Here is a 14,100-nt window from a genome sequence, read left to right as displayed (position 1 = left end):
AGGCAATGAACTGATGCGCCGCAATCAGGTGATGAAATCCAACGGTCTTGCCCTGCGCAGTGCGGGGGAGGGCCCCTTGTTGTTGCTGCTGCATGGGCTGGGTTCCTCCAGCCTCGACTGGCAGGCACAAATTGAGCATTTTTCCGAGCACTATCGGGTGGTGGCACTCGACCTGCGTGGCCACGGCCAGAGCATGCAGGAGGGACCGTTTGACGTGGCCACTCTGGCGGCAGATGTAGTGCGCTGGCTTGATGAGCAATCCGGCCCCGCCTGGGTGGTGGGGTTGTCGCTCGGGGCTATGGTGGCGCTGGAGCTGGCGCTGCAACTGCCGCACAAGGTGCAGGGGCTGGTACTGGTCAACGGCTTTAGCGAATTTCTGCTGGAGACCCCCAAAGAGCAGGAGCGGCTTGCCCAGCGCCTCAAGTGGCTGCGCTGGTTTGGCATGCGTCCGCTCGCCTGGTGGCTGGGGCGCGAGCTCTTTCCCGGCCCTGAGCTGGCTCAGGTGCGCCACACCTTCCGGCTGCGTTTCGTGCGCAATAAAAAGAAAACCTACAAGGCGCTGCTGGAGGCGCTGCCCGGCTGGTCGGTACGCGCCCGGCTCGGCAACATCTGGCAGCCGGTGGCCATTATCTCCACCAGTCACGACTATCTGCCGCTTGCCAAGCGGGTGGAGCAGTTCGCCTCCCTGCCCAACGCCACCATCCACACCCCCGAGGGTCACCACGCTTGGCCGGCGGAAGACCCTTCCGGTTTCAATCATTTGCTTCACCGGATTTTAGAAACTCATTAAACTTGTCGCCTTTCTACTCCGTGTATGTAGTGGTCCGATCGCCTTGCCAGTGGCAGTTGACAAGGCAATCGGACCAATTTTGCTCTATCAACAGGTGCTTCCCCCATGTCTGAAGTAATGAAAATGGCCATCGATGATGGCTCGACCAATGTCAAGGTGAGCTGGATTGAGAACAAGGTGCTCAAGACCATCATCTCTCCCAACTCTTTTCGCAAGGACTGGAAGAGCGCCGCATTGCGCAAAGACAAGAAGATCTACAACTACGAGATAGGCAATACCAAGTACACCTATGATGCGACGTCGGACAAATCACTGGCGACCACTCATGTTGAGTACCAGTATGACGATCTCAACCTGCTCTCCGTGCATCATGCCCTGCTGCAAACCGGCGTAACTCCTTGTGACGTAGCCATTACCGTGACTCTGCCCATCACCGAGTTCTATCACCCGGATGACTGCCAGCGTAACGAAGAGAAGATCGAGAAGAAGCGTCGCAACCTGATGCGTGCCATCACCCTCAACAAGGGTGAGCTGTTCAACATCGTCAGCGTGGAAGTGATGCCGGAGAGCCTGCCAGCGGCACTCTCCCGTCTGGTCGGTTCGGGCTGCAACGAATTTACCAAAACGCTGGTGATCGACTGCGGTGGCACCACCCTGGACATGGGTATTATCGTTGGCGAGTTTGACGATGTCTCCGATGTCTACGGCAACAACGAGATCGGCGTCTCCATGGTGACCGACGCCACCCGCAAGGCGCTGGCGGCAGCAGACAGCGATTCGAGCTATCTGGTGGCCAACGAGTTCATCAAGCGTCGTCACGATATGAGTTTCGTGCGCGAGGTGGTCAATGACGAGAGCCAGATCCCGCGCATCCTCGAGAAGATGCAGAACAAGATCGACGAACTGGGCTCCCAGGTTGCCCATGAAGCGAAGAAGTTTGCCAAGAACCCTAACCGCGTCTATCTGGTCGGCGGTGGTGCTTCCCTCATCCACGATGCCATCAAAGCGGCCTACCCGACCCTGGGTGACAGAGTCGAGCTGCTGGATGATGCCCAGTCCGCACTGGCCCGCGAGATCTGCCTCTACACCACCGAAGAGGATGAGGTCTATCGCGAAGCGCCCGTGATGGCCGAGGTTGGCGATGAGTAGTCAACTCAAGCGCATGTCCTTCTCCATCTATATGGATCCGGGGGCGCTGGAGTCTGATCGCTATGCGGTCGGGGTGTTGCAGAACTGGTATCAGCGGGCGCGCAAGATCCAGGATGGCAGCGAGGAGTTCGACTTCTCCAAGAGCCGTTTCCACAAGGATATCTATCTCTCGGGCATGTTCATGTATGTGTTGGCGCCCAACCTCTGCAAGGCAATTGCCAATGCACTGGGGCCGGAGCAGGTGAGCATGACCACCCTGCGCCATGCCTTTGCCAGTTGTGGCTTCCATCTGGGCGGGGAGGGCAGCGAACGCCCCGCTACGGATGCCATGGTTGAGGAGATAGTGGCGCGACTGGCTCCGCGGCTGGAGCAGGCAGATAACGGTTCGCTGGCTGACGAGATCGTGAGTCGTCTTGGCCAGCAGGGAGGAGCCCCCTCTTCCGACCAGTTGGTGGAGGAGATAGTGAGCCGCCTTGGCGAGCAGCAGCCTACCGAGCTGTGGGATGAGCTGAGGCAAGGTCTGCCAACCCCCCTCGATCATGATCAGCTGGCTGAAGCGATTGCGGGCAAGTTGCCATCAACTGCAGGCGAGCAGGATCTGGCACCGCTGCAGAGCAGCATCCAGTTGTTGTCCCGTCAGCTGGAAGAGCAATCTCGCCTGATCCGCGAGCAGCACAGATTGATCCAGCGGCTGGCCAGTGCGCCAGTGCGACAGGTGAGTGATGGCGCTGAGGTTGAGCCCATAGTGGAAGATCTGTCGGCTCAAGTAGCCAACATCAAACGAGTCAAGGCCAAGGGTATTTTCTGACGGCACTTGACGTAAACACAATGCAAAAAGCCGACCCATGGGGTCGGCTTTCTATTGCCTGCAACGGAGCACATCGCTATGCGGGAGCTGCCGTGCTTACAGATGTGAGCAGACCGGACACTCGGGGCGTTTGGGCAGCTTCATCTCGCGGAAGGTGCCGCCAAGGCCGTCGATCATCAGCAGGCGGCCGCTGTAGTTCTTGCCCATGCTGGCCAGGATCTTGATGGCTTCGAGCGCTTGCAGGCTGCCCACCAGACCTACCACGGGGGCGAGTACCCCGGCTTCGACACAGGTGAGGGCCTGCTCGCCAAACAGGGCGCTGAGGCAGGCGTAGCAGGGTTCATCTTCCTGCCAGGTGAAGCTGCAGAGCTGACCCTCCAGCCGGATGGCGGCGCCGCTGACCAGCGGTACCCTGTGCTGACGTGCTTTTTGGTTGAGCAGGTTGCGAATGGCCAGATTGTCGGTGCAATCCAAGACCAGCTGATGCCGTGGCAGCAGAGTATCGAGCAGCGCCTCGTCAGCCACGGCAGCGTGGGTCTCCACCTCAAGCCAGGGGTTGAGGGCGCGCAGCGATTGCGCTGCTGAGTCCACCTTGTAGTGACCGATGCGCTCATCGGAGTGCAGCACCTGCCGCTGCAGGTTGGAGAGCTCCACCTTGTCGAAATCGACCAGAGTAAGCTGGCCGACTCCGGCCACTGCCAGATACTGGCTGGCGGCGCAGCCAAGACCGCCAGCGCCGATCACCAGCACCCTGGCTTGCTTGAGCGCCTCCTGTCCCTCGAAATCGAAGGATTTGAGGATGATCTGACGGTTGTAGCGCAACAGCTCTGCGTCGCTCAGGATCTCGCTCACAGCAGCAATTCCCCGAACGGTTCGACGGTGACGGTTTCGCCCACAGCGACACGGCCCCGCTCGCGCTCAAGGATGATGTAGCAGTTGGCCCGCGACAGGGAGCTGAACACGGCGGAGTCCTGCGAGCCGGTGCTGCGTACTTCGAGGCCATTTGGTCCCTGACTCAGGATGCCGCGCTGGAAGTCGAGTCGGCCCGGGCTCTTCTTGAGCGGCTCGGTGGTGACGGCCTGCAGCTGAAGCGGGCGCTCGAAGCGTTGGCCCGCCAGCTTAGCCAGCGCCGGTTGCACCAGCTGATCGAAGGTGACCATGGCGGAGACCGGGTTGCCCGGCAGGCCGAAGAACCAGGCGCGGGGCAGGCGGCCGAAGGCAAATGGCTTGCCCGGCTTGATGGCCAGCTTCCAGAAGCCGATCTCGCCGAGCTCGTCCAGCAGCTGTTTGGTGAAGTCCGCTTCCCCTACCGAAACGCCGCCGGTGGTGATGAGCACATCGGCCTCTTCATCGGCGCGGATAAAGGCGGCGCGCAGCTGGGCGGGATCGTCCGGGATGATGCCAAGGTCGAGGCAGTCGCAGCCCAGCCGCGCCAGCATGGCCCGCACGCCGTAGCGGTTGGAGTCGTAGATGTCGCCGTGGGCCAGCGGGGTACCAACCGGCTTGAGCTCATCGCCAGTGCTGAAGATGGCCACTTTCAGCGGTCGGCGAACCGGCACGGTCGCGATGCCGAGGGAGGCCAGCAGCGGCATCTCGCGCGGGGTAAGGCGGGTGCCAGCTTGCAGCACACAGGCACCCTTACCGATATCGCTGCCGGCGCGGCGGATATTCTGGCCCGGTTTGGGCTGTGTCAGAAAAGTGATCCGATCGCCGTCGGCCTGCGTTTCTTCCTGCATCACTACTGCATCTGTCCCTGCGGGAACCGGGGCGCCGGTCATGATCCGCACGCAGTGACCGGCGGGCCATTCGCCCTGATAGGGCTGACCGGCAAAGGCTTTACCCGCCATGATGAGCGGGATGCCGGCGGCGAGATCGGCCAACCGCACGGCGTAACCGTCCATGGCGGAGTTGTCGAACGGGGGCACGGCGAGGGGAGAGGCGATGTTGCTTGCAAGGATCCGGCCAAGGGCCTGTGGCAGGGGCAGTTGCTCGCTGTCGCAACAGCAGGCCAGTTGCTCCAGCATTCCTTGCAGGGCATCGCTTAACGGCAGTAGTCCGCTGGTATCAAATCCCATCGTCATGACCTCTTGTGATGATTGAGGGCGGGATTATCACAAAAATTGCCGGGGATGGGCAGCGGATGGGGCGGTAAAAGTCGGGCTATGGTCATAAAGTATGATGACGGACGCAAGTTGACTTGAATATTGGCGGCAATGGCCGTTTACTATGCCGCCTTACAATCATCAAGCTTGGGGTGACCCACGTGGCGGCCCCGACGTCCCTGAGCATGGGAGAGAAGAGAATGACAACACTGAGTCAGGAAGCCTTGCTGGTCAGGGCGGCCCTCGAGGCCCAGGGATTGGAAACCCCCTTGGTTGCCAACGAGCTGGACAGCCAGCAGAAGAGGGAGAAGATCGAAGGCCACATGCGCGCCATCATGGAGACGCTAGGGCTGGATCTGGCCGATGACAGTCTGGCCGAAACGCCGCATCGCATTGCCAAGATGTACGTCAACGAGATCTTCTCCGGCCTCGATTACGCCACTTTTCCCAAGGTGACGGTGATCGAGAACAAGATGCAGGTGGACGAGATGATCATGGTGCGGGACATCAGTCTCACCAGTACCTGCGAGCATCACTTCGTCACTATCGATGGGCTGGCCCATGTGGCCTACATTCCCCGCGGCAAGGTGATCGGGCTCTCCAAAATCAACCGTATCGTGCAGTTCTTTGCCCGCCGACCGCAGGTTCAGGAGCGACTGACCCAACAGATCCTGCTGGCGTTGCAGACCCTGCTTGGCACCAAGGATGTGGCCATCAGCATCAAGGCGACCCACTACTGCGTCAAGGCGCGCGGGGTGATGGACTCCACCTCCTATACCACCACCACCTCCCTCGGTGGTGTCTTCAAGACCCAGCCCGATACCCGCGCCGAGTTTCTCTCCGGCCTGAAGAGCTGACAGGCAAGGAGACATGGTGCCGCAGCGCTGTGTCTCCTTGATATTTCTCTCAATTTTCCCTGCTCGTAACCCGTCAGTTTCATCGATAAATCTCCTCAAGGGATCGCCCCTCCCGGTCGATATAAGTCGCCATGGCTTGTCTGGCTCTCCTGGAGAGTGCAAGCAAGCCAGCAAGGTGCCTCCTTTCGCTGGCTTTTTGGCCAAAATAGCCTGCCGCTACTGCTGCCGTGGGCGGTCAGGCTGAGCATCTTGTTAACGCGTTCGCTTCGTTCAGGTAGGGACACAGATTGATCAAGGCTGGATGAGCCGCCATGGAGGTGGTGACAGCGAACCGTATCCATACGGTTCAGACGGGCGTTATCTGTTCACTCAAATCCAGGACATGCCATGAATACCATGACCATTGGCAAGAAACTCGCTGCCGGCTTCGCCATGCTCGGCCTGATGATGGCCTTCATCGGCGGCTTCTCGCTGCTGCAGTTTGGCAATATGAACCGGGCCGCCATCGGTTTTACCGACAGCATACTGCCCGCCGTGGTACGCACCAGCACGCTGGGCGAGACCATCAACACCCTGCGCCGCTATGAACTGGATGTGTTTCTGGTAGCGGCTGATCCGCAGCAGAAGGCCCACTATCGCGATCTTGGCGAACAGAGCCTGCAAGAGGTCGCCAGGCAGGTAAAAGCCCACGATGCCACCATCTGGGCTGAGGATGTGGAAGAGCGCCGCACCTTCGACATCGTCAAACAGGAGTGGGACAAGTACGTGGCCCTGCATCAGCGTATCAGAGTGATGCAGGATGGCGGCCAGCTGGCCGAGGCCCAGCAGCTGTTCATGAGCGAGGGTGTCACCCTCTACACCAATCTGGCCAAGTCGGTGGCGGATCTGATCCGCATCAACCATGGCTACTCCGTGGGCTCCCGTGCTCAGGTGGTGGCGGCATTTGACAGCGCCAAGCTGAGCATCATCATTGCCCTGTTGCTGGGACTGGGGTTGGCGGCCGTGCTCTCTACCGTGCTGACCCGCCAGATCCGCGATCCCTTGGTGATGCTGGCCCGTCAGGCCCAGCGCATCGCAAGCGGCGCGCTTGGCAAGGGGGAGCTGCAGGAGTGGATCCGTGGCAATCGCTTCAAGCGTGACGAGCTGGGTCAGCTCGGCACCGCCATTGACCGGATGCAGGGCGCCCTTGCTGATCTGGTGAGCGAGATCGCCGGCTCGGTGAGCCAGCTCAGCAGCGCGGTGGAGGAGGTGAGCGCCATCTCCGATCAATCTGCCAGCGGCATGGCGCGTCAGCAGAGCGAAGTCTCTCAGGTGGCGACTGCCATGAACGAGATGCAGTCCACAGTGAACGAGGTGGCCCGCAATACCACGGATGCCATGAGTGCCGCCAAGGATGCCTCCCGCACCTCGACCCAGGGCAATCAGGTGGTGCGCAGCGCCATCGGCAGCATCGAGGCTGTGTCGGTCAAGATAGAGGAAGCTGGCTCCGTGGTGCAGCAGCTGGAGCAGGACAGTACCAATATCAGCATGGTGCTCGACGTCATTCGCGGTATTGCCGAGCAGACCAATCTGCTGGCCCTCAATGCGGCCATCGAGGCGGCCCGCGCTGGCGAGCAGGGGCGTGGCTTTGCCGTGGTGGCGGACGAGGTGCGCTCCCTGGCCCAGCGAACCCAGAACTCCACTGCCGAGATCAGCAAGATGATCGAGGTGCTGCAGGCTCGCACCGCCGAGGCGGGCAGCGCCATGCAGCTGAGCCGTCAGCAGATGCAGGAGAGTGTGGGTCTGGCACGGGAAGCGGGACACAGCATCGATACCATCAATGGTGCCGTGGTGCACATCACCGACATGAACACCCTGATCGCTACCGCTACCGAGGAGCAGAATGCGGTGACCGAAGAGCTCAACCGCAGCATCGTCAACATCCATAACGCGGCTGATGAGAATGCCCAGGGGGCGCAGCAGATCGCTCAGGCCTGCATCGAGCTGAGCAAACTGGCCACCTCGCTGCACCATATGACCCAGCGCTTTACCCTCTAAGAGCGTTTGGCAGATAGCAAAAGGCCCCGTCCAGTGACGGGGCCTTGTTGTTTCTGGCAGTTTTTTTATCGCAGTGCTGATTAGCGCAGCCTAATCAGCCGGAACCAGATCCTTTATCCGACCATTCAGCTCAGGCCGACGATGTCGCCGTTATCATCGATGTCGATGTGACGATAGGCCGGCAGGCTGCCAAGGCCCGGCATGGTCATGATGGGGCCCGCCAGTGCATAGACGAAACCGGCACCGGCGCAGAGCTTCACCTCGTCGATGGGCACTTCGAAGTCGGTCGGTACCCCCTTGAGGGACGGGTCATGGCTGATGGAGAGCGGCGTCTTGGCCACGCAGACCGGCAAGTGATCCCACCCCTCGGCAGAGAGTTGTGCCAGCTGCTGGCGAGCTTTGTCCGACAGCTGCACCCCGCAGCCACCGTAGCCACACTCCACCAGAGTAGCCAGCTTGGCGTCGAGACTCGCTTCGTCGGGGTAGAGCAATTTGACTTTGCCCGGCTGTTCACAGGCAGCGACCACTGCCCGGGCCAGCTCGTTGGCACCGGCACCACCCTGGGTGAAGGCATTGGAGATGGCCGCGCCACAGGCACCGGCTTGCTGCGCTTCATGGGCCAGCAGCGCCAGTTCGGCCTCGCTGTCGGTTGGGAAGCGGTTGATGGCGACCACCACGGGAACGCCGTAACGACGGGCATTGGCGATATGCCAGGCGAGGTTGGCGCAGCCCTGCTGGAGGGTCGGCAGATCCTCACGCAGCAGGCTTTCCGGCAGCGGCTGGCCCGGGCGAATGTCAAGCAGGCCGCTGTTGGCCTTGAGGCCGCGCACTGTGGCCACCAGTACCACGCAGGCGGGGGTCAGGCCGGATTGGCGGCTCTTGATGTTGAAGAACTTCTCCAGCCCCATGTCGGAGCCAAAACCTGCTTCGGTCACCACGTAATCGGTGAGACCAAGGGCCATGCGATCGGCGATCACCGAGGAGTTGCCGTGGGCGATATTGGCAAAGGGGCCGGCGTGTACCAGTACCGGGGTCTGCTCTGTGGTCTGCATCAGGGTCGGCTGCAGCGCGTCTTTCAGCAGCACCGTCATGGCGCCCGCCACTTCCAGTTGCTCGGCTGTGATGGGCTTGCCGTGCAGGTCGCGGGCCAGCTGGATGCGGCCGATGCGCTGGCGCAGGTCTTTCAGATCGCTTGCCAGCGCCAGAATGGCCATCAGCTCGGAGGCGGCGGTGATGACGAAGCGATCCAGCCGTTCCACCCCGTCGGCGGCGCCACCCTGACCGATGGTGAGGTGGCGCAGGGCGCGATCGTTCATGTCGAGGGTGCGTGGCCAGAGAATGTTGTCTGCATCGATATCGAGCTGCGGCAGGCCGGTTTTGGCGCTGAACTGGTCGCCGAGTTTGCGCTCATGGAACAGGCGGGCATCGAGGGCGGCTGCCGCCAGATTATGGGCCGCCGTCAGGGCGTGAAAATCGCCGGTGAGGTGGAGGTTCATCTCCTCCATCGGCACCACCTGGGCATGACCGCCACCGGCAGCGCCCCCCTTGACCCCGAACACCGGGCCGAGGCTCGGCTGGCGGATGGTGGCGATGCTAGGTTGACCGATATGATTGAGCCCCATGGAGAGGCCCAGCGTGGTCACCGTCTTGCCCTCGCCGAGCGGGGTGGGGGTGATGGCACTCACCAGAACCAGCTTGCCGCTCTGTTCTGGCTGCGACTTGAGCAGGTCGAGGCTGAGTTTGCCTTTGTAGTGGCCATGGGGGCTGAGCAGGTTGGTCGGGATGGTGAGGCGCTTGGCCAGTTCATGAATGGGGAGGCGGGGGGAGTGGCGGGAGATCTCGATATCGCTTAGCATCAGCACCTCGTTGGCATGGCGGGCTTAATATGCGGCGCAGTCTAGTGGAATATAATGGGTAATCCAATGACAAAAACGATTTTATTTGGTGGCGGTGAGCAGATGCAGGAGCCTCTTCTACTGGATCTCAACTCGCTCTATCATCCACCCAAACGGCCGCTGACCGCCCTTGGCATTGTCAGTGCGCTGGTGCCCCTGTTTGGTTTTGGCTGGCAGGCGATGACCGAGGATCCGCAAACCCAGCTGCGCCAGGAAATTGCCAAGCGGGTCAACAATCGCCGCAGTGATGAGGCCAACCTCATCCTGATCCTGCAGCTGGCCGCCATGTTCGATTGCCCCGAGGTGACGGTAGCCCTTCCCTATGCGCTGAGCGAACAACAGCTTGCCACCATCCGCACTCGGCTGCCGCGCTGGCAGCTGATCCAGGATGAGCTGCAACTGCGGGCACTCCTGTCCCCGGCAACGCCCGCCAAGGCTTAAGCTTCCCACTGCTGCGGGGCGAGATAGCGCTCCTGCACGAATTCGATAAAGCAGCGCACCTTGGCCGAGACGAAGCGGCGGTGCGGATAGACCGCATAGAGCCCCACCTCGCCCTTCTCCCACTCTGGCAGCAGGCTGACCAGCCTGCCATCCTGCAAGGCTTCCCCCACGATGAAGGTGGGCTGCAATATGATGCCCTGATCATCACAAGCGGCACGGGTCAGCGCCACCCCGTTGTTGGCGCGCAGCGGTCCCTGTGGCCGGATGCTCTGTTGCTCGCTTTCCCGTTTGAAGTGCCACTCCGGCTGGGTCAGGGTGTAGACCAGACAGTCGTGTAGCTTGAGATCTTCGGGCTTCTCCGGCCACCCCTTGCGTGCCAGATAGCCTGGGCTGGCGCAAAGCTCGACCCGGATGGTGGCAAGCTGGCGCGCCACCAGCGAGGAGTCGCTGAGGTGGCCGATGCGCAGCGCCAGATCGAATCCCTCTTCCACCAGCGCGACCCGCCGGTCGCTGTACTCGATATCGAGCTTGAGATCGGGGAAGCGCTCGCGAAACAGAGGCAGGGCGGGGGAGAGGTGGAGGTAGCCAAAGTCCATCGGCACCGAGAGTTTGAGGGTGCCGTTGGGCTGCTGGTTGTGGTGGGTCAGCTGGCTGTGGGTCTCTTCCAGTTCCGCCAGCAGGGCGAGGGAGCGCTGGTAGTAAAACTGGCCCGCTTCGGTGGGGTTGACCTGACGGGTGGTGCGCGACAGCAGCCGGGTGGCGAGCGACTCCTCCAGCTGCTGCATCAGTTTGGAGGCCATGGCCACCGAGATGCCAAGCTGGTTGGCGGCCTTGGTAAAGCTCTGGCACTCCACCACCTTGATGAAGGTGCGCATGGCGGCGATCTGATCCATTTTCCATCCTCAGTAAATAATGAATTTAATGAATCACTGATTATTCATTCTGACGACGAGGTTAGCATGTCAGCCAACGATGTGAACCCCAAGATGAAGGAACGAACGGATGAAAATGAGCAAAGCCCTGCTGGCCTCCTGCCTCTTTATGGCTGCCCCCCTGATGGCGGCGGAGTACGATGTCGACCCGGCGCACACCACAGTGCAGTTCAAGGTGGGCCACCTTGGCTTCTCCGAGCTGGTGGGGCGTTTCAACACTTTCAGCGGCACTTTCAGCATGGATGATGCCAATCCGGCTGCCGCCAAGGCGAGCTTCGAGGTGGATGCTGCCAGCGTGGACTCCAACCATGAACCCCGTGACAAGCACTTGCGCAGCCCCGATTTTCTCGACGTGAAGCAGTATCCGAAGATGACCTTCGTCAGCTCTGCTTATGAGGGAACCAAGGATAAAGGCGTACTGAAAGGCACCCTGACCCTGCACGGCGTCTCCAAAGAGGTGGCCTTCAATCTGGTGAAGGTTGGCGAAGGCAAGGATCCTTGGGGTGGCTACCGTAGCGGCTTCAACGCCACCACCACCATCAAGCGCAGCGACTTTGGCGTGAACTACATGGTGCCGAACATCCCGGACGAGATGAGTATCAATCTGTTTGTTGAAGGCGTGCGCAAGTAATGGGCGCTTCACTTCTGCTGCAAACCCTGGCGGCTCCTCTGGGAGCCGCTTTGCTGTCGTGGCGCTGGCCACGGCTGGGCTATCTCTGGGGTGCACTGGCGGTCTGGCTGGTGGGATCCTTGCTGGGCGGAGCCTATGGTCTGCCGGTCAAGGCGTGGCAGTGGCTGCCGCTCGCGCTGCTGGTGCCGGCCATCGCGGTGCAGGTGAGCGATCTGCGTGGTTCGCTGCTGCTCTTTGCCGTGGTCGGCGCCCTGATCTGGTGGCAGGGGCTGGCCTCGGTGCTGACAAGCGAGCCGATGATCTGGCTGGCGCTGTTGCCCGCCATCCTCTGGTTTGGCTGGGTGGGCCTGCGTGGTGACAGCCGCGAGGGGCTTGGTTTTGCCCTTGGTTTCATCTGGCTGGCGCTGGTGATCGGTATCGATGGCAGCCTGTTGATTGCCCAGCTGGCCGGTGCCTTGGCCGCCTTCGCCGGTTTTCGGGCACTGCTTGCCACGTTTGCCGGGGTCAATGTGGCGCCTGCCGGTCTGGCGCTGGCGCTCGCCTTCGTCCAGATGCTCGCCTGGCAATATGTGGAGGTGCCGCTGGTGGTTCTGCTGCCGGTCTGGTTGCTGCCGTTGCTGGAGTGGCTATTGCGTGGCAAGGGAGCGCCACTGCGCTGGGGGGTTCTGATCCTGCTGGCCGGGGCGGGTAGCGGACTCAGTCTGTGGCATGTCTGGCCTGCCGCTTCTTTGTACTGATTTTTGCATGAAAAACAGCCAATTACAGTCATTTTTGCATACCTGCTCATACTCTTGAGATATAAAGATTGAGCCCTCCTATGTGTTTAAGATAAAAAGGATTTTCACTTATCTGGACACACACAGAACCCGGCTGCGCCGGGTTCTGTTTGCTTGCTTTGCAGCACACATTTTGGGGCAAATTAAGGAGGCCACAGTTGCGCAGTCAAGGATCTGAGCATCTGTTTTTTCGCCATTTCACCGGGCAGGGCCGTATCGAAGGTCTCTGCATTCTGCTGGTTACCCACCTGCTTCCTGATCGTCCCCGTTTCATCGAGGCTCTCAGCCAGATTGGCCGTATCGGCGCTATCCTGCCCAAACCCAAATCGGTACACGGCCCGACCCTGGAGTGGGTCTCCCGCCACTATCCGGTCGTACCACTCAATCGCCAGTGGACCAACTGTCCGCAGGGGGTCATCGAGCAGATCGCGCCGCTGGTGGCACCCCACGAGAGGCTGTTGATCCTCGATATCGGTGGCTACTTTGCCACGACACAGGTGACCCTCAGCGAATATTTTGGCCCCCGTCTGCTTGGGGTGGTGGAGATGACCGAAAATGGCCATCAGCGCTACGAGCAGGAGGTGCTGGCGACCCCGGTGGTCTCGGTGGCGCGCAGCCCCCTGAAACAGGCGGAAGATATCCAGATAGGTCTGAGCGTGGTCTACTCCGCCGAGTCGCTGGCCCGCAATCTCAACCGAACCTTCAACGTCTGCGAGGCGGCGCTGTTTGGCTATGGCAAGGTGGGGCGCAGCATCGCGCGCGACCTGCGCTGTCGCAACCTTCACCTCGGGCTGGTAGAGACCGACGTATTGCGTCAGGTGGAGGCGCTCTCCCACGGTTTTCGTCTCATCAGCAAGGCGGAGGCCCTGAGCCGCGCCGAGCTGGTGATCTGCTCCACCGGCAACGGTTCGCTCGATCTGGCGGATCTGCAACTGCTGCGCCCCGGCACCATGGTCGCCTCGGTCACCTCCGCCGATGACGAGTTTGCCTTCTCGCTAGCCCAGCTCCCCTGGCCGACGGAGGAGGTGTGCCCCCATGTGCTGGCCCTCAACCGGCCCGATGGCACCCAGATCTATCTGCTCAACCGGGGCGAGGCGGTCAATTTCGTCCACGGCGCCGTCATCGGCGAGTATGTCTACCTGGTGCTGGCTGAGATCATGGAGGGGATCCGCATGCTGGCCGCCGGCCCGCTGGCGCCCGGCCTGTTCGAGCTGCCGGAGTCCACCATGCGCACCATCGCCCGTTACTGGCTGGCCGACTTCCACGGGGTCGAGCAGTGAGCTACCCTGCTCCCTTTCGATACCCTTGATGGAGAACCGCATGAGCGACATGACCCTTTCCCCAGTTAAACCGCGGATCGAGATCCGCTACTGCACCCTCTGCCGCTGGATGCTGCGGGCTGCATGGCTGGCGCAGGAGCTGCTCTCCATCTTCGACAGCGAGCTGGGCGAGGTAGCGCTGGTGCCCGCCAGCAAAGGGGAGTTCCGAATTCTGGTGGACGGTGTGCTGGTGTGGGATCGGGTCGCCGACGAGGGCTTCCCCGAGGCCAAGGAGATCAAGCAGCGGGTGCGGGATGTCATCGCACCCGAGCGGGATCTGGGTCACTCGGATCGCAAACCTGCTGCCGAGTAAAAGCGGCTTGTCGGATAAGATGAGAGAGGGAGGTGCTGGCCTCCCTCTCT

14 protein-coding genes are annotated in these 14,100 nt (G+C 61.2%); 10 read left to right on the top strand and 4 right to left on the bottom strand.

The window, feature by feature from the left end; genetic code table 11:
- Positions 1 to 13 precede the first annotated feature (13 nt).
- The 3 genes from AAHA41_RS04020 to AAHA41_RS04010 all read left to right on the top strand — a co-directional run bounded on the left by AAHA41_RS04020 (position 14) and on the right by AAHA41_RS04010 (position 2,747).
- A complete protein-coding gene (locus AAHA41_RS04020; RefSeq protein WP_043851238.1) occupies positions 14 to 790 on the top strand; it encodes an alpha/beta fold hydrolase in 777 nt (258 codons plus the stop codon).
- A 105-nt stretch (positions 791 to 895) separates the two neighbouring features.
- Positions 896 to 1,939: a plasmid segregation protein ParM domain-containing protein gene (parM, locus tag AAHA41_RS04015; RefSeq protein ID WP_185226818.1), complete on the top strand. Its 1,044-nt coding sequence runs from the start codon at positions 896 to 898 to the stop codon at positions 1,937 to 1,939.
- A complete protein-coding gene (locus tag AAHA41_RS04010) occupies positions 1,932 to 2,747 on the top strand; it encodes a hypothetical protein (RefSeq protein WP_323070584.1) in 816 nt (271 codons plus the stop codon). The genes parM and AAHA41_RS04010 overlap by 8 nt, the downstream gene beginning before the upstream one ends.
- Positions 2,748 to 2,843: 96 nt before the next feature.
- Here AAHA41_RS04010 and moeB read toward each other — a convergent pair whose 3' ends face one another.
- The gene (gene moeB, locus AAHA41_RS04005; protein ID WP_323070585.1) at positions 2,844 to 3,599 is read right to left on the bottom strand and encodes a molybdopterin-synthase adenylyltransferase MoeB; all 756 of its coding nucleotides are present in this window, start codon (positions 3,597 to 3,599) and stop codon (positions 2,844 to 2,846) included.
- A complete protein-coding gene (gene moeA / locus AAHA41_RS04000; protein WP_323070591.1) occupies positions 3,596 to 4,822 on the bottom strand; it encodes a molybdopterin molybdotransferase MoeA in 1,227 nt (408 codons plus the stop codon). The genes moeB and moeA overlap by 4 nt, the downstream gene beginning before the upstream one ends.
- Before the next feature lie 227 nt (positions 4,823 to 5,049).
- On the opposite strand from moeA, the gene folE reads away from it, so the two are divergent.
- Complete coding sequence (folE, locus tag AAHA41_RS03995; RefSeq protein WP_071910945.1) at positions 5,050 to 5,706, top strand: GTP cyclohydrolase I FolE; 657 nt, start codon at positions 5,050 to 5,052, stop codon at positions 5,704 to 5,706.
- 387 nt (positions 5,707 to 6,093) lie between these two features.
- Positions 6,094 to 7,743 (top strand): methyl-accepting chemotaxis protein, encoded by a 1,650-nt coding sequence (locus tag AAHA41_RS03990; protein WP_182925825.1) that lies wholly within the window; start codon positions 6,094 to 6,096, stop codon positions 7,741 to 7,743.
- Positions 7,744 to 7,868: 125 nt separating this feature from the next.
- On the opposite strand, the gene AAHA41_RS03985 is transcribed toward AAHA41_RS03990, so the two are convergent.
- A complete protein-coding gene (locus AAHA41_RS03985; RefSeq protein WP_323070586.1) occupies positions 7,869 to 9,599 on the bottom strand; it encodes a formate--tetrahydrofolate ligase in 1,731 nt (576 codons plus the stop codon).
- A gap of 66 nt (positions 9,600 to 9,665) precedes the next feature.
- On the opposite strand from AAHA41_RS03985, the gene AAHA41_RS03980 reads away from it, so the two are divergent.
- Positions 9,666 to 10,079 (top strand): hypothetical protein, encoded by a 414-nt coding sequence (locus tag AAHA41_RS03980; RefSeq protein ID WP_323070587.1) that lies wholly within the window; start codon positions 9,666 to 9,668, stop codon positions 10,077 to 10,079.
- On the opposite strand, the gene AAHA41_RS03975 is transcribed toward AAHA41_RS03980, so the two are convergent.
- The gene (locus AAHA41_RS03975) at positions 10,076 to 10,972 is read right to left on the bottom strand and encodes a LysR family transcriptional regulator (protein WP_323070588.1); all 897 of its coding nucleotides are present in this window, start codon (positions 10,970 to 10,972) and stop codon (positions 10,076 to 10,078) included. The two genes, AAHA41_RS03980 and AAHA41_RS03975, sit on opposite strands and share 4 nt — an antisense overlap.
- Before the next feature lie 109 nt (positions 10,973 to 11,081).
- Between AAHA41_RS03975 and AAHA41_RS03970 the strand changes: the two genes are divergently transcribed.
- From AAHA41_RS03970 to AAHA41_RS03955, 4 genes are all read left to right on the top strand, one after another.
- Entirely contained in the window at positions 11,082 to 11,642 is a 561-nt protein-coding gene (locus tag AAHA41_RS03970) for a YceI family protein (protein WP_041208710.1), read from the top strand.
- Positions 11,642 to 12,379: a hypothetical protein gene (locus AAHA41_RS03965; RefSeq protein WP_323070589.1), complete on the top strand. Its 738-nt coding sequence runs from the start codon at positions 11,642 to 11,644 to the stop codon at positions 12,377 to 12,379. The genes AAHA41_RS03970 and AAHA41_RS03965 overlap by 1 nt, the downstream gene beginning before the upstream one ends.
- Positions 12,380 to 12,576: 197 nt before the next feature.
- Positions 12,577 to 13,698 (top strand): adenosylhomocysteinase, encoded by a 1,122-nt coding sequence (locus AAHA41_RS03960; protein ID WP_043851246.1) that lies wholly within the window; start codon positions 12,577 to 12,579, stop codon positions 13,696 to 13,698.
- Positions 13,699 to 13,738: 40 nt separating this feature from the next.
- Positions 13,739 to 14,050: a SelT/SelW/SelH family protein gene (locus AAHA41_RS03955; RefSeq protein ID WP_323070590.1), complete on the top strand. Its 312-nt coding sequence runs from the start codon at positions 13,739 to 13,741 to the stop codon at positions 14,048 to 14,050.
- The last annotated feature ends 50 nt before the right edge of the window (positions 14,051 to 14,100 follow it).

The sequence above is a fragment of the Aeromonas sp. SER genome, from assembly GCF_038739615.1.
In the GTDB taxonomy this organism is placed as follows: Bacteria; Pseudomonadota; Gammaproteobacteria; order Enterobacterales; family Aeromonadaceae; genus Aeromonas; species Aeromonas jandaei.
Note: the sequence above shows the minus strand (reverse complement) of the source record. Positions and strands in the feature narration are given on the sequence as shown.

Coding starts and splice junctions, on each gene's coding strand:
- AAHA41_RS04020 (WP_043851238.1), top strand. CDS start 14: ATGCGCCGCAATCAGGTGATGAAATCCAACGGTCTTGCCCTGCGCAGT.
- parM (WP_185226818.1), top strand. CDS start 896: ATGTCTGAAGTAATGAAAATGGCCATCGATGATGGCTCGACCAATGTC.
- AAHA41_RS04010 (WP_323070584.1), top strand. CDS start 1,932: ATGAGTAGTCAACTCAAGCGCATGTCCTTCTCCATCTATATGGATCCG.
- moeA (WP_323070591.1), bottom strand. CDS start 4,822: ATGGGATTTGATACCAGCGGACTACTGCCGTTAAGCGATGCCCTGCAA.
- folE (WP_071910945.1), top strand. CDS start 5,050: ATGACAACACTGAGTCAGGAAGCCTTGCTGGTCAGGGCGGCCCTCGAG.
- AAHA41_RS03990 (WP_182925825.1), top strand. CDS start 6,094: ATGAATACCATGACCATTGGCAAGAAACTCGCTGCCGGCTTCGCCATG.
- AAHA41_RS03985 (WP_323070586.1), bottom strand. CDS start 9,599: ATGCTAAGCGATATCGAGATCTCCCGCCACTCCCCCCGCCTCCCCATT.
- AAHA41_RS03980 (WP_323070587.1), top strand. CDS start 9,666: ATGACAAAAACGATTTTATTTGGTGGCGGTGAGCAGATGCAGGAGCCT.
- AAHA41_RS03975 (WP_323070588.1), bottom strand. CDS start 10,972: ATGGATCAGATCGCCGCCATGCGCACCTTCATCAAGGTGGTGGAGTGC.
- AAHA41_RS03970 (WP_041208710.1), top strand. CDS start 11,082: ATGAAAATGAGCAAAGCCCTGCTGGCCTCCTGCCTCTTTATGGCTGCC.
- AAHA41_RS03965 (WP_323070589.1), top strand. CDS start 11,642: ATGGGCGCTTCACTTCTGCTGCAAACCCTGGCGGCTCCTCTGGGAGCC.
- AAHA41_RS03955 (WP_323070590.1), top strand. CDS start 13,739: ATGAGCGACATGACCCTTTCCCCAGTTAAACCGCGGATCGAGATCCGC.